The 26,031-nt window shown below is 59.5% G+C and carries 20 protein-coding genes and 1 tRNA gene; 10 read left to right on the top strand and 11 right to left on the bottom strand.

Annotated elements, in window-relative coordinates; all coding sequences use genetic code 11:
• Positions 1-26: 26 nt before the first annotated feature.
• From P0D52_RS07285 to P0D52_RS07245, 9 genes are all read right to left on the bottom strand, one after another.
• Positions 27-1,076, bottom strand: a complete 1,050-nt coding sequence (locus P0D52_RS07285) for a GGDEF domain-containing protein (protein WP_394694751.1) — start codon at positions 1,074-1,076, stop codon at positions 27-29.
• A 109-nt stretch (positions 1,077-1,185) separates the two neighbouring features.
• The gene (locus P0D52_RS07280; protein ID WP_394694750.1) at positions 1,186-2,649 is read right to left on the bottom strand and encodes a DEAD/DEAH box helicase; all 1,464 of its coding nucleotides are present in this window, start codon (positions 2,647-2,649) and stop codon (positions 1,186-1,188) included.
• 119 nt (positions 2,650-2,768) lie between these two features.
• Positions 2,769-4,037 carry an amidohydrolase family protein gene (locus tag P0D52_RS07275; RefSeq protein ID WP_394694749.1) on the bottom strand — a complete coding sequence of 423 codons (1,269 nt, stop codon included), beginning with the start codon at positions 4,035-4,037 and terminating at the stop codon, positions 2,769-2,771.
• Positions 4,037-5,458 carry an amidohydrolase gene (locus P0D52_RS07270; RefSeq protein ID WP_394694748.1) on the bottom strand — a complete coding sequence of 474 codons (1,422 nt, stop codon included), beginning with the start codon at positions 5,456-5,458 and terminating at the stop codon, positions 4,037-4,039. The genes P0D52_RS07275 and P0D52_RS07270 overlap by 1 nt, the downstream gene beginning before the upstream one ends.
• A gap of 69 nt (positions 5,459-5,527) precedes the next feature.
• The gene (gene parE / locus P0D52_RS07265) at positions 5,528-7,627 is read right to left on the bottom strand and encodes a DNA topoisomerase IV subunit B (protein WP_394694747.1); all 2,100 of its coding nucleotides are present in this window, start codon (positions 7,625-7,627) and stop codon (positions 5,528-5,530) included.
• A gap of 38 nt (positions 7,628-7,665) precedes the next feature.
• Positions 7,666-8,274, bottom strand: coding sequence for a hypothetical protein (locus P0D52_RS07260; RefSeq protein ID WP_394694746.1), 609 nt, complete (start codon positions 8,272-8,274; stop codon positions 7,666-7,668).
• Between the two features lie 39 nt (positions 8,275-8,313).
• Positions 8,314-11,517: an autotransporter domain-containing protein gene (locus tag P0D52_RS07255; protein ID WP_394694745.1), complete on the bottom strand. Its 3,204-nt coding sequence runs from the start codon at positions 11,515-11,517 to the stop codon at positions 8,314-8,316.
• A gap of 159 nt (positions 11,518-11,676) precedes the next feature.
• Entirely contained in the window at positions 11,677-13,080 is a 1,404-nt protein-coding gene (gene glnA, locus P0D52_RS07250; protein WP_394694744.1) for a type I glutamate--ammonia ligase, read from the bottom strand.
• 53 nt (positions 13,081-13,133) lie between these two features.
• Positions 13,134-13,472, bottom strand: a complete 339-nt coding sequence (locus P0D52_RS07245) for a P-II family nitrogen regulator (protein WP_187167262.1) — start codon at positions 13,470-13,472, stop codon at positions 13,134-13,136.
• 126 nt (positions 13,473-13,598) lie between these two features.
• Between P0D52_RS07245 and P0D52_RS07240 the strand changes: the two genes are divergently transcribed.
• From P0D52_RS07240 to P0D52_RS07230, 3 genes are all read left to right on the top strand, one after another.
• Complete coding sequence (locus tag P0D52_RS07240) at positions 13,599-15,101, top strand: NAD(P)H-hydrate dehydratase (RefSeq protein ID WP_394694743.1); 1,503 nt, start codon at positions 13,599-13,601, stop codon at positions 15,099-15,101.
• A 29-nt stretch (positions 15,102-15,130) separates the two neighbouring features.
• Positions 15,131-17,410 carry an NADP-dependent malic enzyme gene (locus P0D52_RS07235; RefSeq protein WP_394694742.1) on the top strand — a complete coding sequence of 760 codons (2,280 nt, stop codon included), beginning with the start codon at positions 15,131-15,133 and terminating at the stop codon, positions 17,408-17,410.
• Between the two features lie 232 nt (positions 17,411-17,642).
• Positions 17,643-19,052 carry an MATE family efflux transporter gene (locus P0D52_RS07230; protein ID WP_394694741.1) on the top strand — a complete coding sequence of 470 codons (1,410 nt, stop codon included), beginning with the start codon at positions 17,643-17,645 and terminating at the stop codon, positions 19,050-19,052.
• Here P0D52_RS07230 and P0D52_RS07225 read toward each other — a convergent pair.
• Positions 19,033-19,638, bottom strand: a complete 606-nt coding sequence (locus P0D52_RS07225; protein WP_394694740.1) for a methyltransferase domain-containing protein — start codon at positions 19,636-19,638, stop codon at positions 19,033-19,035. The genes P0D52_RS07230 and P0D52_RS07225 overlap by 20 nt on opposite strands.
• A gap of 124 nt (positions 19,639-19,762) precedes the next feature.
• Here P0D52_RS07225 and P0D52_RS07220 point away from each other — a divergent pair, with 124 nt between their 5' ends.
• The 3 genes from P0D52_RS07220 to P0D52_RS07210 all read left to right on the top strand — a co-directional run bounded on the left by P0D52_RS07220 (position 19,763) and on the right by P0D52_RS07210 (position 20,895).
• Entirely contained in the window at positions 19,763-19,948 is a 186-nt protein-coding gene (locus P0D52_RS07220; RefSeq protein ID WP_394694739.1) for a hypothetical protein, read from the top strand.
• A 47-nt stretch (positions 19,949-19,995) separates the two neighbouring features.
• Entirely contained in the window at positions 19,996-20,751 is a 756-nt protein-coding gene (gene ppk2 / locus P0D52_RS07215) for a polyphosphate kinase 2 (protein ID WP_394694738.1), read from the top strand.
• A gap of 59 nt (positions 20,752-20,810) precedes the next feature.
• Positions 20,811-20,895 (top strand) — tRNA-Leu (locus P0D52_RS07210).
• A gap of 209 nt (positions 20,896-21,104) precedes the next feature.
• On the opposite strand, the gene P0D52_RS07205 is transcribed toward P0D52_RS07210, so the two are convergent.
• Positions 21,105-21,458 (bottom strand): DUF2200 domain-containing protein, encoded by a 354-nt coding sequence (locus tag P0D52_RS07205; protein ID WP_394694737.1) that lies wholly within the window; start codon positions 21,456-21,458, stop codon positions 21,105-21,107.
• A 79-nt stretch (positions 21,459-21,537) separates the two neighbouring features.
• Between P0D52_RS07205 and P0D52_RS07200 the strand changes: the two genes are divergently transcribed.
• From P0D52_RS07200 to clpX, 4 genes are all read left to right on the top strand, one after another.
• Positions 21,538-22,116 carry a demethoxyubiquinone hydroxylase family protein gene (locus tag P0D52_RS07200; RefSeq protein ID WP_394694736.1) on the top strand — a complete coding sequence of 193 codons (579 nt, stop codon included), beginning with the start codon at positions 21,538-21,540 and terminating at the stop codon, positions 22,114-22,116.
• 108 nt (positions 22,117-22,224) lie between these two features.
• Positions 22,225-23,766, top strand: coding sequence for a trigger factor (tig, locus tag P0D52_RS07195; protein ID WP_394694735.1), 1,542 nt, complete (start codon positions 22,225-22,227; stop codon positions 23,764-23,766).
• A gap of 137 nt (positions 23,767-23,903) precedes the next feature.
• Positions 23,904-24,533: an ATP-dependent Clp protease proteolytic subunit gene (locus P0D52_RS07190; RefSeq protein ID WP_394694734.1), complete on the top strand. Its 630-nt coding sequence runs from the start codon at positions 23,904-23,906 to the stop codon at positions 24,531-24,533.
• A 159-nt stretch (positions 24,534-24,692) separates the two neighbouring features.
• Complete coding sequence (gene clpX, locus P0D52_RS07185; protein WP_394694733.1) at positions 24,693-25,979, top strand: ATP-dependent Clp protease ATP-binding subunit ClpX; 1,287 nt, start codon at positions 24,693-24,695, stop codon at positions 25,977-25,979.
• Positions 25,980-26,031: the final 52 nt, after the last annotated feature.

Below are 26,031 nucleotides of genomic sequence, written 5' to 3'. Positions count from 1 at the left end.
AGACTAATGTGTAATGCCATAGGCCGCTAGGCGGCAGATTTCACACTATTGGACGTTTCCGTCGTGACGCGGTTACGGCCCGCCTTCTTTGACTTGTAGAGATTGGCGTCGGCGCGCTCGATCAGCTCCTCGATGGCCTCGCCATGCCGGTAGGTCGCAACGCCGAGCGAAATCGTTATATTTCCCAGGTCTTCACTGGTCGATTTGCGCAGCAGGCGCTTGCCTTCGACCGTCATGCGGATTTTCTCCGCGACGGCATTGGCTTCCATCAGGCTGGACTTCGGCATCACGACCGCAAATTCCTCACCGCCATAACGCGCCACGGTGTGCGTATCGCCGGCATTGCGGGTCATGCAGCCCGCCACGAAGCGGATAATCTGGTCACCCGTCTGATGGCCCCAAGTGTCGTTGAAGCGCTTGAAGTGATCAATGTCGCACAGGATGAGGCACATGGATTCATTATTTGAATCGGCAGACCGGCGGCCCTTGCGCAGCATTTCATCAAACCGTTTTCGGTTGGCGATGCCGGTGAGGGCATCCGTCATGGATTCTTCGCGGACCCGCTCGAGATTGGAGCGCAGCTTGACCACTTCGCTCGACGTCTCATGCAGGCGGCGCTCAAGCTCGCGCGAGCGTTCCTGCATCCGGTTGGTCGCGGCGACCAGGGATTGAACTACGCTACGAACCTGCGATGGATCGGCATTCTCGTCGAAGGCACCTTCAGCGCCGGCCAGCGTTTCGCCATATTCGGCGGTGTGCTGTTCGGCCGCTTTCAGGGTTTCGCGAACCTGGGCGAGTTCTTTGCCCATCGCGCCGGAGCTGGCCATGACCGCTTCCTGGATCTTCGCGATGGCAAAGTGTTCATCATACATGCGGTCGCAGAATGCCTGATTGAACGATTCACCCTTTTCGAGGCGCACCGTCATGGCATCACAGAGTTCCGGGATGGAGTCGGATGCGAAACTGGAGAACACCGCATAGTTTTCCGGTGTCGGCGCGACGTCATAACGCTCCATCATTTCGAGCGTTTCTTTCGCGAGTGTGCGACCTTCTGGTCCTTGCAATCGTCCGTTCACGGCCAACCCCTTGATATCCGGCTTCACGGTGAACCGCGACAAAAGCGCGATTCGAGTTGCGATGAAGATGGATCAGAAAGGGAAAGAACCGGTAAACAGCACGGTTAATTTAGCCCTCGATATTGAAAAAGGCGGGCACGTCATTGCCAAAGCCCTTGAACCGCTCGCCGTCCTGATGCCCGTTGCGCCCGGACCGCTCGCGCCGGGGCGCAGGCTTTTCCGATTTCGATGCGGGCTTGCCGGACTTCGGAGCCGGCTTCTGGGCTGAAGGGTTCTTGTCGTCTTTGGCGAGCGGCTCTGATTTCGCAGGCGCGTTTGCTTCAACACTGACGGATGGGTCCTTCTTGGGCCTGCGGCCCCGCCGGGAACGACTGGCGGGCTTATCCTCGGTCTCGTCAGTTTCAGACTCGGCTGGAGCGGCTTTGGCAGGCGATGACTTGCCTGATTTGCCAAAATCCGCGGCGTCAATTTTGCGGCCCAGCATTTTCTCGACGGCGGCCAGGTTTTTCTCGTCAGATGGCCCCACGATCGTCACCGCTTCGCCTTCAAGGCCCGCGCGGCCGGTCCGGCCAATACGGTGGACATAATCCTCGGCATTGTGCGGCACATCGAAGTTGAAAACGTGGCTGACGGCCGGAATATCGAGACCCCGGGCGGCCACATCGCTGGCCACCAGGAAGCGGAGCTTGTCGGTCTTGAAATCATCCAGCGTCTTGGTGCGGGTCGATTGGTCCAGATCGCCGTGAATCGGGGCCGCCGAGAAGCCGTGCTTGGTCAAAGAGCGGGCGACAATGTCGACATCGCGCTTTCGGTTGCAGAAAATGATGCCGTTCTTGACGCCCGGGCGATCAATCGCCTTGCGGAGCATGTCGCGCTTGGCAGCGGGCGTCTTGTCCTTCACCCGCGCCTGAAGCTGGGTAATCGTCGTGGCGGTCGAGGCCTGACGCGAGACTTCCACGCGCTCCGGCTCATGCATGAAGCGGTCGACCAGCGATTTGATTTCCGGCGGCATGGTGGCCGAGAAAAACAGGGTCTGGCGTTTGGCCGGCAGGGTTTTCAGAATGCGCTCGATATCCGGAATGAAACCCATGTCCAGCATACGGTCAGCTTCATCGATTACCAGGATCTGCACGCCATTCAGCAGGACTTTGCCGCGCTCGAACTGGTCGAGCAGGCGGCCGGGTGTCGCGATAACGACATCGGCGCCCTTGTTCAGGATTTCTTCCTGCGGACCAAAGGCCACGCCGCCAATCAGCAGGACTTTCGTCAGCTTGGTATTCTTGGCGTAATTATCGAAATTATCGGCGATCTGCGCGGCCAGTTCGCGCGTCGGAGATAGAATCAGCGAGCGCGGCATGCGCGCTTTGGCACGGCCTTTTGACAGGCGCTCGATCAGGGGAAGCGTGAAGGATGCCGTTTTGCCGGTACCGGTCTGGGCAATGCCGAGAACGTCCTTACCGGCCAATGCGTGTGGAATGGCGCCCGCCTGAATGGGGGTTGGCTCTTTATAGCCAACAGCATCTAGGGCATCGAGTAGTTTCTGGCCGAGGCCAAGGTCCGAAAAGGATGTCATGAATTGGGTATCTAGCCGTCCAAACAGGGTAACGGTCGCGCCTCCAACAGAAACGCGACCGTCCATTAAGTTGGCGGCACCATACGAATGGCGCCGGATGTGTCAATCAGTGTGACCCTTTAGTCGCGATATGCAAAGGGTGTTGTGTCTTCCATGTCAGCATAGCGATCCCGCAATCGGGTCTGGCGCGATGTCAGATCCGTATCCTCGCCATCGATGATGACATGGGTTGGAGCCGACATGACTTCCAGCGGATCACCGTCCCAGACGACGACATCGGCCATGTAGCCTGCCGCCAGCGCGCCATACCGGTCACCCACGCCATAGATTTCCGCCGGTGTCAGCGTGATGGCCCGAAAGGCCGCATCCCAGGAAACGCCGTTGGTCACCGCATTGCCGGCATGTTGCGGCAACAGGCGGGCATTGAAATAGCCATCGGCGGTTTGCGTCGTGTAGGCGACCGTGACGCCCGCCTCATCGAGCCGCGCTGCCGCTTCCAGCGTGGAGCCCAGTGCATCGAAGGACGAGGGCAGGTTACGCATGGGATCCATCAGGACCGGGATGCCCGACGCGGCCAGCTCCTCGGCGACCATCCAGGCTTCGGCACCGCCATAGATAACCAGACGCAAAGGCGCGTTCTCGGCGGCGAACCGGATGGCCCGGCGGATATCGGTGGCCCGGTCAACTTCAAGGATAAGCGGGATCCGTCCACGGACCACATCGACCAACGCCGCGGCATCATAGCGGTTGAGAGCGTCGCCATGGCCCGACGCATAGCGGCCCGGATAGGCGCGGGCATCGCCGAACGCCGCTTCCAGATAGGCCCAGGCCGCAGAGCGTGATCCGCCTGCGGTTCCGGCCCCGGACTGGCTGAGATCGGCAAAGACGAAGCTTTGCGTCTCGAACAGCGCGTCCATGCTGCCGCCTGTATTACCCAGAGCCCCCAAACCGGCGAACAGGTTGGAGCCTGTCGATGGAACGACAGCAAAGCGGGTGATGCCTTCCATCCGCGATGTGGCGAGATAGGTGCCATTCGGGTTGAAACTGTCGGCAACGTCGAGCGCCACGGAAAATTCACTGTCCGGGGCCGAGGCGTCATTGGTGGAATCTTCCAGCGCCACTTCGACGAGGCCGAGCTGAGTAAACGGCGCGAAGATACCCGGCGTAATCCAGCCGCCTTCGGCATCAATCGTCTCGATGCCATCGGGCACGTCGATATTGGCGCCGACAGAAACGATAACGCCATCGCGGATCAGGATGCCGCCCGACGCGATCTGCCCCTGATCGGTGTTGGTAACGATCCGGCCATTGAGAATGGCGATATCCTGTGCCGCTGCGGCGCTGGTCAGCGCTGCCGTGGCTGCGAGAAGTGTAACGAGCGTTCTCATCAGTCGTCTCCCTCACCAATCTGTCCGAGATCAAAGTCGCTGACCGGCTGCACACCATTGGCCCGGTCATACATCAATGCGCCGTCGATGAAGACTTCATCTGCCTGCGCGTAGGTGGAGAAGGGGTGGGCGGACCAGATCACCAGATCAGCGCGCTTGCCCACTTCCAGAGAGCCGGTCTCGTCCGCAATTCCCAAGGCCTGTGCGGGGTTCGAGGTGAACCATGACACCGCCTCGGCATCAGAAATGTCCAGCCCCATACGCCGGCCATCGGCCAGAGCCTTCGCGACTTCCTGATTGAGTCTTTGAATGCCCAGCGCATCATCCGAATGGATCATGGCGCAGGCCCCGTTGGCGTGGGTGAGGGCGAGGTTTTCACGGATGGTGTCATAGGCTTCCATCTTGAAGCCGCCCCAGTCCGCCCAGACAGCGGCGCAAATGCCGGCATCCGCCAGAAGGTCCGGGATCTGATAGGCTTCCACAGCGTGGTGGAAGGTTGTCACCTGATAGTCGAATTCCTGGCTGAGATCGATGATCTGCGCCATCTGGTCGGCGCGGTAGCAGTGCATCTGCACCAGAATTTCGCCCTCCAGCACGCCCATCATGGTCTCGAGTTCGAGATCACGGGTCGGCGGTGAATTGTTTTCCGGATCGTCCCAGTATTCGTGCCAGCTATCGCGATAGTCGGCGGCCCGGATCCAGTTGGCGCGGTATCCGGCCATATTGCCCATATCAGTGGCGGGCGAGGAGCCCCGGCTGCCATAGACGCGCGACGGGTTTTCGCCGCAGGCCATTTTCAGGGAGTAGGGCGCGCCCGGGAATTTCATGTCCTGCACAGTCCGGCCAGCAACATTGCGAAGCGTGACGCCGCGGCCGCCGAAGAGATTGCCGGAGCCCGGCAGGACGTGAAGCGTGGTAACGCCCCCCGCCAGTGCCCGGGCAAAACCGGGGTCTTGCGGCCATACGGAGTGCTCGGCCCAGACTTCGGCGGTATTCGGTTGCGTCAGTTCATTACCATCCGAATGGGCATCGACCTGCGGCGAAGGATAATCACCCAGGTGAGAGTGAATATCGATCACGCCCGGTGTGATATAGCGGCCTTCGGCATTGATCACTGTCGCGCCTTCGGGCGCTTCCAGACCCTGGCCTACAGCCGAAATCCGTCCGTTTTCCAGAAGGATGTCGCCATTATCGATCTGGTTCCCTGCGCCATCAAAAATGGTCGCGCCGGTGATCAGAGTGGTTTCACTGGGTTGAGGTGAATAGGTTGAGGGATACGGATCGAGATCAACGCGAACGATTTCCGTCGCGTCATCATTTCCCGCATTAGCGCTGCCAGCATCGCTATCCTGGCCGCCTGAGCAGGCTGCCAATAATCCCGTGGCCAGCACAGCTGTCCAACGCTTCCAGTCCAGTGACATGATGTTCCACCCCTTGTGAATTCGTAGTTTGAACACGCCTCGCCATTCAAACGGCTGCAGCCGTGTTGGTCAAACGTCCAGTTCGGTTTCGGCAAATTGCGGCGCGTGATCCTGAATATATTGGAAGCGCAACTCCGCCTTCTTGCCCATCAGGGTTTCAACCAGATCGGCAAAGGCCGGACGCCCGGACGCCTCGAAGGTAATGCGGGCCATCTGGCGCACGGCCGGATCCATCGTGGTTGATTTGAGCTGGGTCGGCGTCATTTCGCCCAGGCCCTTGAAGCGCCCGATATCAACCTTTGCTCCGGCCTTGAACTCGGTCTTCAGAAGCGTTTCGCGATGCGCTTCATCGCGCGCATAGACCGTCTTGGAACCTTGTGTCAGGCGGTAGAGCGGCGGCTGGGCCAGATAGAGGCGGCCCGCTTCGATCAGGCGCGGCATGGCGGTATAGAAGAAGGTAATGAGCAGCGCGGCGATATGCGCGCCGTCCACATCGGCGTCGGTCATGATGATGATGCGTTCATAGCGCAAATCGTCCGGATTGAATTTCGCGCCGGTTTGAACACCCAGTGCCAAAAGCAGATCGCTGATTTCCTGATTGGCCGCCATCTTGTCCGCCGTGGCCGACGCAACGTTCAGAATTTTACCGCGCAGGGGCAGAATGGCCTGGGTTTTCCGGTCGCGCGCCTGCTTGGCAGAGCCGCCAGCTGAATCGCCCTCGACCAGAAAGAGTTCGGTATTGTCGGACCCGGCTCTGGAGCAATCCGCGAGCTTGCCTGGCAGACGTAAACGCCGGGAGGCGGTCTGGCGTTTGACCTGCTTCTCCTTGCGGCGGCGCATCCGGTCTTCCGCGCGCTCGATCACCCAGGACAAAAGGATATCGGCTTCCTTGGGCGCACCGCCCAGCCAGTGATCGAAGCGGTCGCGCACGGAATTCTCGACGATACGCGTCGCTTCGGCCGTGGCGAGGCGATCCTTGGTCTGCCCCTGGAATTCCGGATCGTGAATGAAGACGGACACCAGCGCCCCGGCACCGCCCATCACATCTTCTGGCGTGATGAGATTGCCTTTCTTGACTCCGGCCAGCTCGGCATAGGCCCGCAAGCCCTTGGTCAGGGCATTGCGTAAGCCTTGCTCGTGCGAGCCGCCTTGCGGCGTCGGGACGGTGTTGCAGAAAGACTGAACAAAGCCGTCTGCGTCCCCGAAGCCAACGAGCGACCAGCTCACAGCCCATTCAACGGCACCGTGGCCGGCTTCCTTTTCAATGCGACCGGCAAACTGCGACTGGGTCACCTGGCTTTTCTTGCCGACGATTTCGGTCAACCGGTCTGACAATCCGCCCGGGAAGTTGAGCACGGCCTGGGCGGGTGTGTCGGTTCCCGCAACCAGTTCAGGGTCACAGGACCAGCGGATTTCAACGCCGCGGCGCAGGAAGGCTTTCGACCGCGCCATCGCAAACAGGCGCGCCGGTTTCAGCGTGGCCCGGCCGTGGAAAATATCGTTGTCGGGCTTGAACCGGACGCTCGTGCCGCGACGGTTCGGAGCCGCTCCGACCTTCTCCAGCTTGCCGACCGGGATGCCGCGTTCGAAGACCTGCCGCCACAGGGTTTTCTCGCGCGCGACTTCCACTTCCAGCCGCTCGGAAAGCGCATTAACGACGGCGGCACCCACGCCGTGAAGGCCACCCGCGGTTTTATAGGATTTATCGGAAAACTTGCCGCCGGCATGCAGCGTGGTGAAGACGACTTCCAGCGCGGATTTGTCCGTGAATTTCGGGTGCGGCCCTGTGGGGATGCCGCGGCCATTATCGGTGACGGTCACAAAACCGTCGGCGTCGAGGCGGACCTCGATCCGGTCCGCCCAGCTGGCCACAACCTCGTCCATGGAATTGTCGAGCACTTCGGCAAACAGATGGTGCAGGGCGCGCTCATCCGTACCGCCGATATACATGCCTGGCCGCCGCCGCACAGCTTCCAGCCCCTCGAGCACTTCAATGGAGTCGGCGTCGTACGAGGATCCGCCCGGATTCGGTGCCGGGCCGTCGGCGGGCTTCGCGGCGGGCGCAGGAGGCGGCGTTGCGGCCGGTTTGTCGTCAACGCTTTCCGCCGGCGTCTTGGCCGGAGGTTGCGGGGCGGAAAACAGATCGTCTTGTTCAGGTTTGGCGCTCATGCGCTGATATTGCCCGAGTCGCAAACGGAAGGGGAGATTTAGAACACTCCCAGGAAGCGCCGATTCAGTCGCCGGCGGCATTGCGATATCTGGCTGTCATATCGGGCGGCATCGGCCGCGACCTGATCCGCGGCCCGGTTCAGCCAGCTGATATTGCGGTAACTGCCATTATTATAACCGGTATGGCCCTGATGGTAGGCGAGATACTGGGCCCGGGCATCCGTCGCAGCGATGCCCGAGAGGCGTCCGCTCATATGTCCGTACCAGCCGATAAAATCGACGGCATCGCCAAAATCATCCCGGTCTGCGAAGCGTCGGCCTGTTTCTTCGCGATACCAGTCCCATGTCCCGTCCAGCGCTTGCGCATAGCCATAGGCGGATGAGGGGCGGCTTCCGGGAATAAATCCCAGCAAACGGCGCCGGGCCGGGCGCGCATTGGCGTCGAACGAGGATTCGCGCTTCAGGATCGCCAGCTGAATACCCGGGGAGATTCCCCAGCGGTCTTCGCTTTGCCGGAGATCGCGCCACCAGGCGCGATTATCTTCAAGGATCAGGCACGCATCATGAGTCTGCTCGGGCGGGGCATGACCGCACCCGGCGAGAAGGCCTGTGATCAGGCAAAAGAAAAGGGCACGCAGACTCTGCATGCCCTTTCTTTGACCGGAATACGGTTAACCGCTGGTTTCCTAGAAGACCAGACGCAAGACCAGGCGGGCCGTGTGGCGTACAAAGCCGTCCCGCAGATCGGCGTCATAATCAAACGAGAAGGTCGAATAGTCCGACCCCGCCTGAAGCGCCAGGCCGAAAATGAAACCGCTGCCCGGCAGGTCTTCGGACCGGAAGGAGAATTCATTGTTATAACCGGCAAAGCGGGCGTTGGTGACCATCGGGTCGCCGCTGAAATCATTGCGATAGCCGAGGCGCACTTGCGGCGACCACCAGCTGGACGGCGATCCGTAAAGCCCGCCGAGCGTAAAGCTGGCCGTCGAAGAGAAGGTCGAGCTTTCCCGGTCATCCACGATCAGATCAATACCGGCCCCGCCGCCGGTCTCGCTGTAGGCGCTCTCATAGAGACGCAGATAATCGATCGACAGGGACGGACGTGCATACCAGCGGCCCATCTCGAAATCACGGGCAAACCGGGCAGATGCGGCATAGTGATAGCCGGTCCAGTCCGCGATCGACGTCTGGTCGAAGACACCAATCAGCACCCGGCGTTCGGTTTCAAAGCTGTCGACACCGGCACCAGCGTAGAATTCGCCGGCAAACGCACTGCCGAAATCCACACCGCCATAGACGCCGATCTGACCGGTCAGAGCCGTCATGGGCTGATCAACGCCATTGGATTCTTCAATCTCGCTGGCCGCACCGACAAAGTTCACGCCCACCGCATAGAAGGGGCCCATCGGGCGATCGACGCCGCCTGCAATACCAACACCTTGCCCGCGATAACCCGGACCAAAGGAGGTTTGCTCCCGATCTGCGAAATAACCGAATTCCTGCAGCCAGATACCGCCGGTGCCGTCCGGGCTGCGCCGGGCCGCATCGAGGCGTCCGGACAGGGCGCCGATGGCACTGTCATTGCTGGCCACAGCAAACTGGATGGCGCTGGCTGCATATTCCGGCAGCAACTGGTCATAGGCTTCGAAGAAATCGGCTGAATTGCTCAGCGATGCGAAAGCCGCACCCAGGCGCTCATTCTCGGACCACGCGGCAAAGGCCGCACTATAGGCGGCGGCGCGATTGGCGTGCATGCCCAGCTCGTCCGAGGTCTTGCGCCGCAAGGTCAGAACCAGCTGGTTCGGATTATTGGCATCGCGCGCCAGCGTCGTGTTGTAGAGATACGGGGCGTTGGCGTCCTGAAGGCTGTCAATTGCGGAATTGATGACCAGATTGCTGGCTTCCAGAACGATATATTCTGCGCCTTCGCCAATCAAATTCGCCAAAGTGGCCGTCACGGTCGAACCTTCATTGAACGTGACCGTGTCAGACGCTGTAATGAAACGCGAATTTTCGTCCAGCGTGTCGACTTCGAAGACAAGCCGGGCCCCGTCATTGAAGGTGGCCTGACGGATATTCACGCTGGATGTGTTCTGAAGTTCCAGCTGTCCGTTCTCGACAAAAATTTCGAGGTCACCGTCAGAATCGTCGATCGCGCCCACAACCGCGGCATCGCCTGTAATGCTCAGCCGGTCTGCGCCATCGCCGAAATAGATATCGCCTTCGACAAGACCGCCCTGGATATCGGCAAAGTCATTGCCGGACCCGAAGCGGATGTCGCCGCGAACCTGGCCGGAACCTTCACGGGCAATGACATCTGGCAGAAGCTGACGGAACGTCACATCGATTGTCGAACGCGACACGTCGATTGCAGTCCGGTTGACGACAGAAATCGGTTCGCCGCTTGCGGTACCGTCCGGCTCGCTCTGAACCTCGGTCGACAGGGAGCCGAGAGTGGAAAAGATCAGACCGGTATTTTCGATCAAACCGACAGTGTTGGATTGATCGACGATGGCTGTTGCGCTTCCGACACCGAAATTCTCGACGAAGAAGTTGGACGCATTGCGAATGATCGGAACATTGGCTCCGGCGAGAATGATCAACCCGATACTGTTGGAATTCTGGCCAGTTGCAGTAGCCCGGATACCGCCGGAGTTCTCGAAGACCGGCAGGATCGCGCCATTGCCGATTTCCACCGAACGGGCTTCGGCTTCATGGGCGCGGGACGTAATCAGGTTTTCATTGAGAACACCGCCTTCAATCGTAGTTGTCCGCAAGACATTGCCGATCATCGAGCCGGATATTCTCAAAGCCGTCGAATTGAATCCACCAAAGCGGCCTTCTCCGGCAATCACGCCCCGGTTCACGAAACCATAGTTGAAGGTAATGTCCTCATCGCCTTCGACATCCGGGTCCGCCCCTATAAAGACATTGCCGATAACAATATCGTTGCCGTTCCCGAGTTCCGGCGCAATCCAGAAGGCCGGAGCTGTGCTTGCCGAAGCGATGCTGGCGTTCGTGCCATTGCCGGTATAATCCGTGCCCGCAAGAAAAATGCCGTTCGCGATATTGCCGCCGACCGTGATGGCGGAGTCCGACAGCAAGGTATCGTCTTCATCCACCAGATTCTGGAAATTGTCCGGGACATTGCCGGCATAGCGATAAGCCGTTGAATTCACCTGTCCGGCAACAACAAAGGCACCGCCGACATCACTCCGGATACGAATGCCGCCCGAGCCAGGCCCTGTGGTCGAAATTGTGCCATCGACAATAAAGTCACCGCTCAACCCACCCGCCAGATCAATGCCGTAGCTGTTTTCGCCTGTGATGGAAATTGTACCCAGGCTGGTCAGATTGCCGTCGACCATGGTCAACAAACGGATACCTGCGGAATCGTTACCGATGACGTCAATAACGCCGCTTTCTGTATTCAGAACGTCACCAATAAATGTGCCGGGTCCGACGATCAGGATGCCGGCGCGGTTGCTGGCGTTCGCGAAGGGACCATCATTGTCGCCGTCGCCATCTTCATCATTGGAGACAATCGCGCCCGTGATCGCGATGCGGCCATTATTGGTAATACCGCCCGTTGTACCGCCATTGACGAGCACGCCGGTCGCGCCGTCATCGCCAGTCGTATCTTCCAGGGTTCCGCTATTCAGGAAGGTGTTGTCACTGTCGACCGTCACCAGGGGCCCCGTGCCGCCATTGTCGGTAGTGATGGTGACGCGGCCATTGGCGCCGATAATCAGATTGTCCGGAGCGCCATCATTGATCGTCGACGTCCGGATGCCGTCATTACGTTCATCATCAACCGTGGTGTCGGCGAAGACCGGTGCCGAAACGAAGGCAGCGCAAAGCGCGGTTGAGATCAGAAAACGATTCCGCATGGACAACTCTCAATTCGTAACAATCAAAGGCGTTAAGATGCACTTGGCCGAAGGTTTAGCCGAGCAGAAGCCATCCGTCGACCACCCAGCGCTGTTTGCAAATAAAAACGGCTGGGGCCCTCCCGGACGCCAGCCGCTTTTGCGTCGATCCGGAAAGGATCAGACCTTGTAATACATGTCGAACTCGACCGGGTGAGGATGCATGTCGTAGCGGAGCACCTCTTCCATTTTCAGGTCGATGAAGGCATCGATCTGGTCGTCATCCATGACATTGCCCTTTTTCAGGAAGTCACGGTCCTCATTCAACGCATCCAGAGCTTCGCGCAGCGAGCGGGCGACCGTCGGGATATCCTTCAATTCCTCTGCCGGAAGGTCATAGAGATCCTTGTCCATGGCATCGCCCGGGTGAATCCGGTTTTCGATACCATCAAGCCCCGCCATCAGCAGTGCCGAGAAGGTGAGGTAAGGGTTGCCGGCCGGATCCGGGAAGCGGGTTTCGATCCGCTTGCCTTTCGGCGAGGTCGAATATGGAATGCGGATGGAGGCCGACCGGTTGCGCGCGGAATAGGCGAGCAGGACCGGCGCTTCAAAGCCCGGCACCAGGCGTTTGTAGGAATTGGTCGTGGAGTTCGCAAACGCGTTGATCGCGCGAGCGTGCTTGATGATGCCACCGATATAGAACAGACAGTTTTCCGAAAGGTCAGCATACTTGTCGCCGGCAAAAAGCGGGCTGCCATCTTTCCAGATCGACTGGTGCACATGCATGCCCGAGCCATTGTCGCCGACAACCGGTTTCGGCATGAAGGTCGCCGTGCGGCCATAGGCGTGAGCGACATTGTGTACGATGTATTTGTAGACCTGCATGTTGTCGGCCATGCGGGTCAGCGTGTTGAAGCGCATGCCCAGCTCGTGCTGCGACGGGGCGACCTCGTGGTGGTGTTTTTCCGGCTGCAGACCCAGCTCGGTCATGACCGCCAGCATTTCAGAGCGCATGTCCTGGGCGCTGTCGATCGGCGGAACCGGGAAATAACCACCCTTCGGTCCCGGACGGTGGCCCATATTGCCACCTTCCATCTGGCGGCCGGAATTGTACGGGCCTTCCTCTGAATCAAAGGCATAGCCGGTGTTTTGCTGGTCCGTTGACCAACGCACATCGTCAAACACGAAGAATTCGGCTTCCGGACCCACATAGATCGCATCGCCGATACCGGAGGACTTCAGATAGGCCTCTGCCTTCTTGGCGGTCGTGCGCGGGTCGCGGCTGTAGGCGTTGCCGGTACCCGGCTCCAGAATGTCGCAGAACATGTTCAGCGTCTTGTTCTGGAAGAAGGGATCAACGGTCGCGTTCAGGACGTCCGGCATCATCGTCATGTCGGAATCATTGATCGCTTTCCAGCCATCAATGGACGAGCCATCGAACATCACCCCGTCTTCGAAGAAATCATCATCGACCATGGAGGCGTCAAAGGTCACGTGATGAAGTTTTCCGCGCGGATCAGTGAAGCGCAGATCTACAAATTCGATTTCTTCGTCTTTGATTTGCTTTTGAATGTCATTTGACATTGGGGGTAGGCTCCCTTTTTGGGGCTGCTGGGATTGAGGGGTGAAGTCGGACCCTAGATGGCATTCTCATCGGCTTCGCCGGTCCGGATGCGGATCGCCTGATCAACGGGGGATACGAAAATCTTGCCATCGCCGATACGGCCGGTGCGGGCCGCAGTCTGGATAGCTTCGACAATGGCTTCGACGCGGGATTCGGGCGCAATGATTTCCAGCTTCACCTTGGGCAGAAAGTCGATGACATATTCTGCACCGCGATAAAGCTCGGAATGACCTTTCTGGCGGCCAAAACCCTTGGCCTCTGTGATGGTCATGCCCTGCACACCGATCTCCTGGAGCGCATCGCGCACATCATCCAGTTTAAACGGCTTGATGACGGCTTCGATTTTTTTCATGGCCCCCGCTCACGATTGTCGACGTATGTTGAAACGTGCGAGAATCAACCTCGCCACGTTTTACGCACTTGCAGCATAAACGGAACTTGATCGAAAATGCATCCCCTCGCAAATAAAATTCTTTCCGTGGACGGTCATCGCGCTGCAGATTCTTTTGCGAATGAAAACGGCATCACCGGAATAGCGCTCATGGAAAGGGCCGGGCAAGCGGTCGCGCGGGAAGTTGCCAGGCGTTGGGCACCGCGTCCTGTTCTGGTCCTGTGTGGGCCCGGCAATAATGGCGGCGACGGGTTTGTTGTGGCCCGCAGACTGGCGGAAGAGGGCTGGCCGGTGGACGTTGCCCTGTTCGCCGATGCCGCGGATTATGGCGGAGATGCTGCCGCCATGCTCTCGAAGTGGCAGGGCCGCACTCTGCCCATGTCTCAGGTCGACCTGGCTCAATATGAACTCATTATCGACGCTATCTTTGGCGCCGGCCTGTCGCGGCCGCTTTCCGGAATTGTCTTTCAACTGGCGCACAAGCTGGATGAAGCGGGCGGCCCCATTATCGCGATCGACATTCCCAGCGGAGTTGTCGGCGATACGGGCGAAAATGGCGGGTGCTGTTTCCGGGCCGACCTCACCATTACCTTCCACTGCCTCAAACCCGCGCATGTGCTCGAGCCGGGCCGTTCCCTGTGTGGAGACGTGGTTCTGGCCGATATCGGTATCCCGTCCGGATGGTCTGACGGCATCGCGGCCGAAGCCGAGCTGAATGCGCCATCGCTCTGGTCCCGCCTGCCGCATTCTGGCCCCGGGCACATCCACAAGCATCAGAAGGGACGGCTGTGCGTCGTCAGCGGAGCCTCTACAGCCACCGGCGCGGCGCGTCTGGCGGCGGAGGCCGGGCTGCGATCCGGGGCCGGGCTGGTCACGCTGTTGAGCCCGCCATCCGCCCTTCAGGTCAACGCCATGCATCTGACGGCCATCATGCTCGACCGGTTTGAGGATGCACAAAGCCTGATTGATGTGCTGGAGGCGCGCCGCGCCACGGCGACCATCATCGGACCGGGATGCGGCGTGGGGGAGACGACCCGCCAACTCGTCGTGGCCGCGGCCTCCCGGGAGGGCTCGCTATTGCTGGATGCCGACGCGCTAACGAGTTTCGAGGAGGATCCCGAAAGCCTGTTTTCGCATTTGCGCGCGCATGATGTTCTAACGCCGCATGAGGGCGAGTTCAGGCGGCTCTTTCCTGACCTGTTCTCGCATCAGCGCAGCAAGATCGAACGGACACGCATGGCCGCCGAGCAGGCGGGTTGCGTGGTTCTCTACAAGGGACCGGATACGGTGATCGCAGCGCCAGACGGGCAGGTTCGCGTCAATATCCATGCCAGTGTAAATCTGGCCACCGCCGGAGCGGGAGATGTTCTCGCCGGCATTATAGGCGGGCTTCTGGCGCGCGGGTTTTCATCTTTCGATGCGGCATCCATTGGCGCCTGGATTCACGGTGAAGCGGGAATTCGTCTGGGGGCAGGGCTCACGGCGGACGATCTCCCCGGTGTTTTGCCGGAAGTATTTGCAGATGTGGTGCGCCGCCGCCGGATTTTCGCCATGCGGGCGGCTTTAAACGCGCGCCACAACAACGCATAAAGAAACCGAACCTGACAGATTGAGTCGATATGCCTGACCATTCAAAACGCAACGACCTCTCCGCCTTTGATCGTGAAGCGCTGGATTTCCATAGCCGGCCGACGCCCGGCAAGCTGGCCCTGCAACCCACCAAGCCCATGGCGACCCAGCGGGATCTGTCGCTGGCCTATTCGCCGGGCGTTGCGGTGCCGGTAAAGGAAATCGCGGCCAATCCGGATACGGCCTACGATTACACCTCCAAGGGCAATATGGTCGCCGTGATCTCCAACGGCACCGCCATTTTGGGCCTCGGCGATCTGGGCGCCATGGCGTCCAAGCCGGTGATGGAGGGCAAGTCGGTGCTCTTCAAGCGCTTTGCCGATATCGACGCCTTTGATGTCGAGGTTGAGTACACAGATCCCGACAAGTTCGTCGATTGCGTCGCCGGGTTCGGCGACAGCTTTGGCGGCATCAACCTTGAAGACATCAAGAGCCCGGAATGCTTCGAGATCGAGCAGCGCCTGCGGGAACGGCTCGATATCCCGGTCTTTCATGATGACCAGCACGGCACGGCCATTATCGCAGCGGCGGGGCTTCTCAATGCCTGCGAACTGACCGGCAAGAAGCTGAAGGACCTGAACGTCGTTCTGGTCGGCGCCGGCGCGGCTGGCCTTTCCGTCATTGAATTGCTTCAGTCCATGGGGGTCGACAAGGACAAGACCATCGTCGTCGATATTGATGGTGTCGTCTATGAGGGCCGGGAAGGGCTTTATCCGCGACTGGCCACGCAGGCGGTCAAGACAAAGCTCCGGACGCTGGACGAAGTCGTCAAGGGCGCAGACTGCCTGATCGGTCTGTCGGCGGCCGGCGTGATCAAGCCCGACATGGTCAAGTCGATGGCGAAAAATCCGATCATTTTCGCCATGGCCAATCCGGAACCGGAAATCCGCCCCGAAGTGGTGAAGGAAGTCCGCCCCGATGCCATCATGGCGACGGGCCGGTCGGACTTTCCCAATCAGGTCAATAATGTTCTGGGCTTTCCCTATATCTTCCGCGGCGCGCTGGATGTACGGGCGCGCACCATCAATGAAGAGATGAAGATTGCCTGCGCGCAGGCCCTCGCCAAGCTGGCGCGAGAAGATGTGCCCGATGAGGTGGCCGCCGCTTATGGAAAGGGCCGGATGAAATTCGGTCCCGACTATATCATCCCGACCCCGTTCGATCCGCGGCTGATCTCGCATATCCCGCCCTGTGTGGCGCGAGCCGCCGTTGATTCCGGCGTGGCCCGCATCGAAGCGCGTGATGATGAAAACTATCGTCAGTCGCTGGCCCGCCGCGCCGACCCGACCGCTGCCCTGCAGCAGCGGGTCTCGGCCTCAATCCGTGCCGACCAGAAAACCATCGTATTTGCCGAGGGCGAGGCGCCCAGCGTCATCCGCGCCGCCCATGCCTTCCAGAATCAGGGTCTCGGCAAGGCCATCCTCGTCGCGCGCGAGAATATCGCAAAAGAGAATATGCGCGAACTGGGCCTGCCGGAGGACTCGCTTGAAATCTGGAATGCGCGCTTGTCCGATCACAATTATGACTATGCGCAATATCTCTACAAGCGTCTGCAAAGAAAAGGCTATCTGAAGCGGGACGTGCAACGGATGGTCAATACCAACCGGAACGTCTTCTCCGCCTGCATGGTCAAGATGGGGCAGGCTGATGGCATGGTGACGGGCGTCACGCGTCACACCAATGTGGTGATGGATGATATCCGCCTGGTGCTGGATCCTGTGCCCGGCGGACGCATTGTCGGCGTCAATGCCGCGATTTCGCGCGGCCGGACATTGCTGATTGGTGATGTTCTCGAGACCGAATTTCCGAAATCAGACGAGCTGGCCGATATTGCCATCGAGATGGCCGCCACGGCGCGCCGCTTCGGCCTGACGCCGCGCGTCGCCTTCCTGTCCTATTCCTCCTTTGGCAATCCGCCGGGCGAACGGACCGAGAAAATGTCGGGCGCCGTCCGCATTCTGGATGAACGCGGCGTGGATTTTGAATATGAAGGCGAGATGGCAGCCGATATCGCGCTCGATCCCGACCATCACGAGCTCTATCCATTCTCGCGCCTGTCGGAACCGGCGAACGTACTGGTCATGCCGGCCGTGCACTCGGCCTCTATCGCCACACGCCTCTTGAAGGCAGCCGGCGCGGCCACAGTGATCGGTCCCATTCTCGTGGGGCTGGAAAAATCGGTTCAGGTCGCTCGCCTCGGGGCCAAGGTCTCCGATATCGTCAATCTGGCCGGTCTGGCTGCCTATGATCCGTCCCGAGCGGCGTTGTAGATTTTACACCTCGTCCTTCGAGGCTCGCTTCCCCGCTTTCGCGGGGACAAGCCGCTCGCACCTTAGGATGAGGTTTCTTCAAGCTGTTCCCGACCGACCTCATGGTGAGGTGCCCGCTATAAGCGGGCCTCGAACCACGCAACCGGAACACTCTCACGCCTGCGTCATCACTTCGTGACGTGCAATTGAATTCGAACGCCCCTATATCGGCCTGACTGCTGAGGGGTATTTCATGGCTGGACGCGCAACGCGTGACATGACGACCGGTCCGGTCTTTGGTCACATTCTTCGAATGCTGGTGCCGATGAGTTTCGGTATTGTCGCCATGATGCTGACCGGCGTGATCGACACCTATTGGGTCGGCACGCTGGGCACGGCCGAGCAGGCCGCCGTACAGATGAGTTTCCCGGTCACCATGCTGGTGATGAGTGTCGCGATCGGCCTCGGGGCCGGGGCTGTCTCCGTCGTCTCCCGCGCTGCCGGTGAGAAGGATGACAGCGTCATCAAGCGCACGGCGACCGATGCCCTTTCGCTCTCGATCCTGGCAGTCGGGGCGGTCTCCATTCTCGGCATCCTCTTTATCGAGCCGATCTTCCGTACGCTGGGCGCTTCGGAAACCATGATGCCGCACGTGCTGGACTATATGTCGGTCTGGTTCGCCGGCATCGTCCTGATCGTTGGCCCGATGGTGGCGAGCAATATCCTGCGCGCCCTTGGAAATGCCGTTCTGCCCTCGATGATGATGATCGGCGCGGCCGTCGTGAACATGGTGCTCGATCCCTTCTTCATTCTCGACGAATTCATGGGCCTGCCGGGCCTCGGATGGGGCGTCTCCGGGGCGGCACTGGCGACGGTCGCGGCCAATGCGGTGACTTTCGTCCTCATCAGCCTCTATCTGGTCTTCCGGGAGAAGCTGATCGACTTTTCCTGGCACGGATTTGACGAACTCTTCCATAATTGGGGCGAGATTGCCCGCGTTGGTGCGCCGGCGGCGGCGTCCAACACCTTCAACCCCTTTGCCCTGACAGTGGTCATGTCCGCACTTGGCATGGCGCAATTCGGTGATGCCGCCGTGGCCGGCGTCGGCGTCGGCGCGCGCCTTGAGGCCTTCGCCATTGTGCCGCTCTTTGCCCTGTCAGCCTCCATCGGCCCAGTCACAGGCCAGAATGGCGGGGCGGGTATCTCATCGCGGGTCCGCGAGGCCTTCGCCAAGAGCTTTCTGTTCTGCATGGCCTGGTCGCTCTCACTGGGCGCGGTGATCCTTCTGACCCAGCAATGGCTGGCCCCGGCCTTCCTGCCCAGCGAAATGGGTCAGGAGGTCGCGCGCACCTATTGGTCCTTCGTCACGCTCACCATTGGCGGCTATGGCATTACCATGGCGGCCAGCGCCGGTTTCAACGGGCTGGGGCGGCCGTCCTTTGGCGTGATGATTACCTCCAGCCGCGCCGCCATGATGGCGGTCTTTGCAGTTTCAGGCGGTATGATTATGGACGCGCCCATCGGCGTGATCCTGGGGATCGCTCTGGCCAATATTCTGTCCGGTGTTGGCACCGCCGGTTTTGTGTTGTTTCGCGCGCCGATGGAGGCGCGAAAACGCAAGATTCGCAAAGCGCCCGAAGCCGCTAGCGTCGTACCAGAATAGCCGCCAGTTCCGGCTTACCGTTCAGAGAGGGATGCGGGTAGGGGACAAGCTCGCCGTCCGGCCACTCCCAACGCTCGTCCGGGAACAGTTCGCGCATCGCCGGGATAGCACAGCCATAGGGCGGCCCGCCCATTTCCTCTTTCTGCATGAAGAGCGCAAACAGCTCTCCGCCCGGTTTGAGCCATGCATGGACGACCTGCTCATATTCTTCGCGCAAGCGCGGCGGGATGGCGCACAGGAAGGTTTGCTCATAGACGCCATCCAGCGGCGTCTCCGGCTGCCAGAGCAGGATATCGGCCTCGATCAGCTCCGCGTCCAGCCCGGCCTTGTCCAGCTGCGCCTTTTGCCAGGCCAGCGCAGTCGCAGATAGATCGGCCCCAATGCTCTCTTTTCCAAGTGCAGCAAAGGCCAGAAGCTCGTGCGAGCGTCCGCATCCCGGCACAATCACGCGCTTTATGTTCTCGAATGCGCCACGATCCCGCCAATGCAGAAAGGCCGGATGCAGACCCTGCCTTTCCCAGGGCGTGGTCTCGTCGCGAAATCGCTGGTCCCAGTCCATGGGGGAGCGTTCATCAGGGTTCGTCATGGTGCAGGCTTTCCACAGAATATGTCCCTGATTATTTCCCTTCGACTTGAAAGAATCGAGCGCAGGCAACAGTTTGCGGGCCGGGTAGGAGGCTGGCAGGACGATCCGGGGAGGCTGACCTGACATGCGGGACGCCATTCGCACAGGCATCGCACTCATCTGTCTGACCATCGCAGCGTGTCTGGCGCTGGTCTTCTCGCTGGCCTATGCGCGCAATGAAGGATGGTTCGATAATCCGGGCGAGCGTTCTATCTTTATCCAGCCGGAGCTCGACGCGCCTGAGAGCGATGACGCGGCGCACTGGTCCTGACCCCGGTTTTGGCCCAGACTGCTCACCGGGAAAGCAGAGAGGCCGAAATGGACAAGGAGATATATCGCGCCGCATTGCGGCAGGCGCAGATCAATCTCGTCGACTTGCAGCGCCATGTCATCTCTCAGGGAAAACGTCTTCTGATCATCCTCGAGGGGCGGGATGCCTCCGGCAAGGATGGCACGATCAAGCGGATCACCGAACATCAGAGCCCGCGCGAAACCCGGGTCATCGCCTTGGGAAAACCCAGCGAGCGCGACCGCTCTTCCTGGTATTTCCAGCGCTGGACCTCCTATCTTCCGGCGGAAGGTGAAACCGTTCTGTTCAACCGGTCCTGGTATAACCGGGCCGGCGTCGAGAAAGTCATGGGGTATTGCACGGACGCCCAGTATGAAAGCTTCCTGTCCGATGTCGGGTCATTTGAAAAAATCCTGATCGATGACGGCTTGATGCTGCTCAAATACTATCTGGACGTCTCAAAACCGGAGCAGATAGAGCGCCTGGAGGATCGCCGGCAAAACCCGCTGAAAACTTGGAAGATCAGCCCGATTGACGCGGTCGCCGTGGAAAAATGGGCGGATTATTCAGCCGCCCGCAACCGCATGCTGATCGAGACCTGCCAGCCCCTGCCATGGCGTGTAGTGAAAGCCGATGACAAGCGCACCGCCCGGCTGACAGTGATCCACGATATCCTCCGCACGATTGATTGCGGCGGCTATACCCACCCGGTGCCGGAACACGACATCCATTACCTGCGATACTGGGGCCAGCCCGACAATAGCGGGTCATTCCTGGCGCCCTGAGCAAAAGCGGTTGCGCGGCGAGGCGGGTTCGCACTATGAACCCCGCCACCAGATATCGTGCGGATGTGGCGGAACTGGTAGACGCGCTGGATTTAGGTTCCAGTGCCGCAAGGCGTGAAGGTTCGATTCCTTTCATCCGCACCATTCGAAGTTGGCCTGCCGGAGGCAAAAAAATTGATCCAGTGGATCAATTTAAACGGAGAATGCCCCGGCAGGGGCCTTCGCTCTCTTCGAGAGCTTCGGCTGGGTAAACCATTCCAGCGCGAAGGCTGCCGCGCCGTAGCCTTGGCGGAGGCGGGCCGATGATTCAAATTCAGGCGCGGAATACCCCGGCAGGGGCTTTCGCTCACTGACTATACCGGCGTCCGCAAAATCTTCTCCATCGCCTTGCCGCGCGCAAGCTCGTCGATCAGCTTGTCGAGATAGCGGATCTCACGCATCAGGTCCTCTTCGACCTCCTCGACCCGTACACCGCACACCACGCCCTTTATGAGCGCGCGGTCCGGATTAAGGCGGGGCGCACTCGCGATGAAGGCTTCGATGTCGCGCTTGTCGTTCAGGGCTTCAGCCAGAACCTTGCCGTCATATCCGGTCAGCCAGAAAATGATCTCGTCCACTTCAGCTTTCGTCCGGCCCTTCCTCTCCGCCTTTGCGACGTAAAGGGGGTAAACGCTGGCAAAACTCATCCTGTAAACTCTGTGGGTCATGTTGCCACCTTTCAATTGTCCAGGGATTGCGCCTTTTTAATAACAATCAGGCAATAGCGCCGATCTGAAGGGTAGAATAGTGATCGCAATCAAGCCGGATATCTCACTGCCACTGGAACGAACCCGGGCGCGAATTCTCCGCGTGAATTATGCTGGCGAACGCGGCGCGATAGCAATTTACTCCGCGCAGCTCATGTTTAAAGGCATTCTGGCCAACGAGACGGCGGCTTTTCTGGAGCACGCCGTGGGTCATGAGCGCGAGCATGCAACAAAATTTCGCAAGGCCATGCTGGAAAGACGGGTAGCGGTCTGCCCGGCGACATTTATCTGGGTTTGCGGGGGCTTCTTGCTTGGTCTTGTCAGTTTGGCGGGAGGCAATCGCGGCGTGATGGCGTGCACGGCCGCCATTGAGGAGGCCGTCCATGGACACCTCAACGAACAAATTTCCTATCTGGAAGGCCGCGATGACGCGCTGGCAAATCTGATCCGCGAAATCCGTGTCGAGGAAATCGAACACAAGAAGGCCGGGCAGGCGGGCTATGATCCCGAATGCATGGCCGCGTCTAGTTATACCGGCGTCATTAAAGGAATAACCAATGCGCTGATCTGGCTGGCTACCTTTGGCGATTCAACCAGATTGAAGCGACTGATGCATTAGCTGCCGCATTGCCGTTGCATAGCAAAGGGCACCATGACATAACCCGCGCCTTCAACGCGGCGGAGTCGCATTGCCCCGCTGATCGCCAACCTTGCCAGGACCGTTTAAATGCAAGTTACAGAAAAAGCCGCCGAAGGCTTGAGCCGCACTTTCGAGATTGTGATCCCGTCCAAGGATCTGCAGGCTCGCCTCGACGCCAAAATCATGGAAATCCGCCCGCAAGTGCGCCTGAAGGGCTTCCGCCCGGGCAAGGTGCCGGCCGCGCACATCAAGAAGGTTTTTGGTGAGTCCATCCTCGGCGATCTTCTGAACGACGAATTGCTGCCGCAATCCATCGATTCCACGCTGAAAGAGCGTTCCATCGAGCCGGCCTCCCAGCCGAAGATCGAGATCAAGAGCGATCCGAAAGCGCTGATTTCCGGATCTGATTTCGAGTTCAAGATCGAGCTCGACATCATGCCGTCCTTCGAGGCGCCGGATCCGAAATCGCTGAAGATCACGCGCCCCGTGGCCGAGGTCGAGGATGCGCAGATCGATGAGGCGCTGGCCGAGCTGGCGAAAGAAAGCCGTGCCTTTGAAGAGAAAAAGGGCAAGGCGGCCAAGGCTGAAGACGGCGATGCGGTTCTGGTCGACTTTGTCGGCAAGATGGACGGTGAAGTCTTCGAAGGTGGCTCCGCGCAGGATGCCCGTGTCGTCATTGGCGATGGCGCTTTCATTCCGGGATTTGAAGAACAGCTCAAAGGCGCCAAGAAGGGCGACGAAATCGAGCTGAAAGTCACCTTCCCGAAAGAGTATCAGGCCCAGCATCTGGCCGGCAAAGAGGCTGTATTCGAAACCACCGTCAAGGCGGTCGAGGCCCCGGCTGAATCCAAGATCGACGATGAACTGGCCAAGCGCCTCGGTCTGGAATCGCTGGAATCCCTGAAGGACGCCCTGAAGCAGCGTTTCGAACGCGAACACGCCGCTCAGTCCCGCATGCGGGCCAAGCGTTCGCTGCTGGATTCTCTGGATACGGACAAGGAATTCGATCTGCCGGCATCGATGGTGGATGCCGAGTTTGAAAACATCTGGCGCGAAGTCAGCCATGCCATGGAGCAGGGCCAGCTGGATGATGAAGACAAGGACAAGTCCGAAGACGAGCTGAAAGCCGAATACCGCACGATCGCCGAGCGCCGCGTGCGTCTGGGTCTGGTTCTGGCGAAAATCGGTCAGAAATCCGGCGTGGAAGTCACGCAGGAAGAAATCGCCCGCGCCATCAACCAGGAAGCCCAGCGTTATCCGGGTCAGGAACAGCAGGTCGTCGAGTTCTACACCAAGAACCCGAACGCCGTCGCTCAGGTCCGCGCGCCGATCTACGAGGAAAAAGTCGTCGATTATGTGCTGGAACTGGCCAAGGTAACCGACACGCCGGTCAGCCGCGAAGCTCTGTTCTCGGACGAGGACGACATTCTGTCCGGTGCGAAGAGAGCGCCGGCCAAGAAGAAGGCGGCTGCCAAGAAAGCCCCGGCAAAGAAGGAACCGGCCAAGAAAGCCGCTGCAAAGGCTGAAGAAAAGCCGGCGGCCAAGAAGGCCCCTGCCAAGAAGGCTGCAGCCAAAAAGCCAGCCGCCAAGAAGGCACCGGCAAAGAAAACAGCGGCCAAGAAAAAGTAACGCTCGTTAACCTTTGCTGACATCGATAAGACGCCCCGCCTTGCGCGGGGCGTTTTGCGTCGCGATAGTTATCTCCAGTCTGAATAGCCGAATCGGACGGGCGTCCTGCCCGGACCGCAAGCCTGCTGGAGCGCGCGATGAAAGATCCTCAAGAAGTGATGATGAACCTTGTTCCCATGGTCGTGGAGCAATCCAGCCGCGGTGAACGCGCCTACGATATCTATTCGCGGCTGCTTAAGGAGCGCATCATTTTCGTGACGGGCCCGGTCGAAGATAACATGGCCAGCCTGATTGTCGCGCAATTGCTGTTCCTGGAATCGGAAAATCCGAAAAAGGAAATCGCCATGTACATCAACTCGCCGGGCGGCGTGGTGACTTCCGGCATGGCGATCTACGACACGATGCAATACATCCGCAGCCCCGTCGCGACCGCCTGCATGGGCATGGCCGCGTCCATGGGCTCGCTGCTGCTGTGCGGCGGACATCCCGACATGCGCTCGGCCACACCGAATTCGCGCATCATGGTGCACCAGCCATCGGGCGGCTTCCGCGGTCAGGCTTCGGATATCCAGCGCCATGCGGAAGATATCATCAAGACGAAGAAGCGGTTGAACGAAATTTACGTAAAACACACCGGTCAGACCTATGATGAGGTCGAGGCGAAACTGGATCGCGACACCTTCATGTCCTCGGAAGAGGCGCGGGATTGGGGGCTGATCGACCACGTTTATGCCACCCGCGAGGACGCGGCAGGCGGCGAAGGCTGAGGCCTTAGCCACTGATCTAAGTCTGTTCTCACGGGTTGGCAGTGGAGCGATTTGGGTGTGTGATTACGTTTCGCTAACGTTCGGCACCGATCTTGCGGGGGTCGAACGGAAAGCGCGAAGCGATTGTGCGACGTGTCGGAGTGACGAACAGGTGGGGAAATGAGCAAGTCATCAAATAACGGCGGCGAAGCCAAGAATACGCTTTACTGCTCGTTTTGCGGCAAAAGCCAACACGAGGTGCGCAAACTTATTGCGGGGCCGACCGTCTTCATATGCGACGAATGTGTCGAGCTTTGCATGGACATCATCCGCGAGGAAAACAAAACCTCGCTGGTCAAGGGCAAGGAAGGCGTTCCGACACCGACAGAGATTTACAAGGTCCTGAACGATTATGTCATCGGTCAGGACTGGGCCAAGCGCGTCCTCTCGGTCGCGGTCCATAACCATTACAAGCGTCTCAATCACGCCACGCAAAACCAGGATGTCGAGCTGTCCAAGTCGAACATCCTGCTGATCGGGCCGACCGGTTGCGGTAAAACGCTGCTGGCTCAAACGCTCGCGCGGATCATCGATGTGCCGTTCACAATGGCCGATGCCACGACGCTGACCGAAGCCGGTTATGTCGGTGAGGACGTCGAAAATATCGTTCTGAAGCTGCTTCAGTCAGCCGATTATAATGTGGAGCGCGCGCAGCGCGGCATCGTCTATATTGATGAGGTCGACAAGATCACCCGCAAGTCTGATAACCCTTCGATTACGCGAGACGTATCGGGCGAGGGCGTCCAACAGGCATTGCTGAAGATTATGGAAGGCACTGTTGCAAGTGTGCCGCCACAAGGTGGCCGCAAGCATCCACAGCAGGAATTCCTGCAAGTCGATACGACCAACATCCTGTTCATCGTGGGCGGCGCCTTCGCCGGCCTTGAGAAGGTGATTTCGCAACGCGGCAAAGGTTCTTCCATCGGCTTTGGGGCCGACGTGAAGGATGCCGATGACCGCCGCACGGGCGATATCCTGCGCGAATGCGAGCCGGATGATCTGCAGCGTTTCGGTCTGATCCCGGAATTTGTCGGCCGTCTGCCGGTGATCGCCACACTCGAAGACCTTGATGAAGACGCCCTGATCCAGATCCTGACCGAGCCGAAGAACGCCTTGGTCAAGCAGTATCAGCGCCTGTTCGAGATGGAAGGCGCAACGCTGACCTTCACCGACGATGCCTATGCCGCGATCGCCAAGAAGGCCATCACGCGCAAAACCGGCGCGCGCGGTCTGCGCTCGATCATGGAAGGCATTCTGCTGGAAACCATGTTTGACCTTCCGGGCCTGGAAGGCGTTGACGAAGTCGTCGTCAATGGGGATGTGGTCAATGGTGGTGCGAAGCCGCTCTTCATCTACGTTGAAAACGAAGCGTCAGAGAAAAAAGACAAGCGGCCGACCGCGTCCTGACGGTTTCGCGCAGGCAACCGGTTGAATTCGGGACCTGCGACAACCATTTGAG

This window comes from Hyphobacterium sp. (assembly GCF_043584775.1).
Taxonomy (GTDB): Bacteria; Pseudomonadota; Alphaproteobacteria; order Caulobacterales; family Maricaulaceae; genus Hyphobacterium.
The sequence above is the reverse complement of the archived record's forward strand: the minus strand, read 5'-3'. Positions and strand labels throughout refer to the sequence as shown.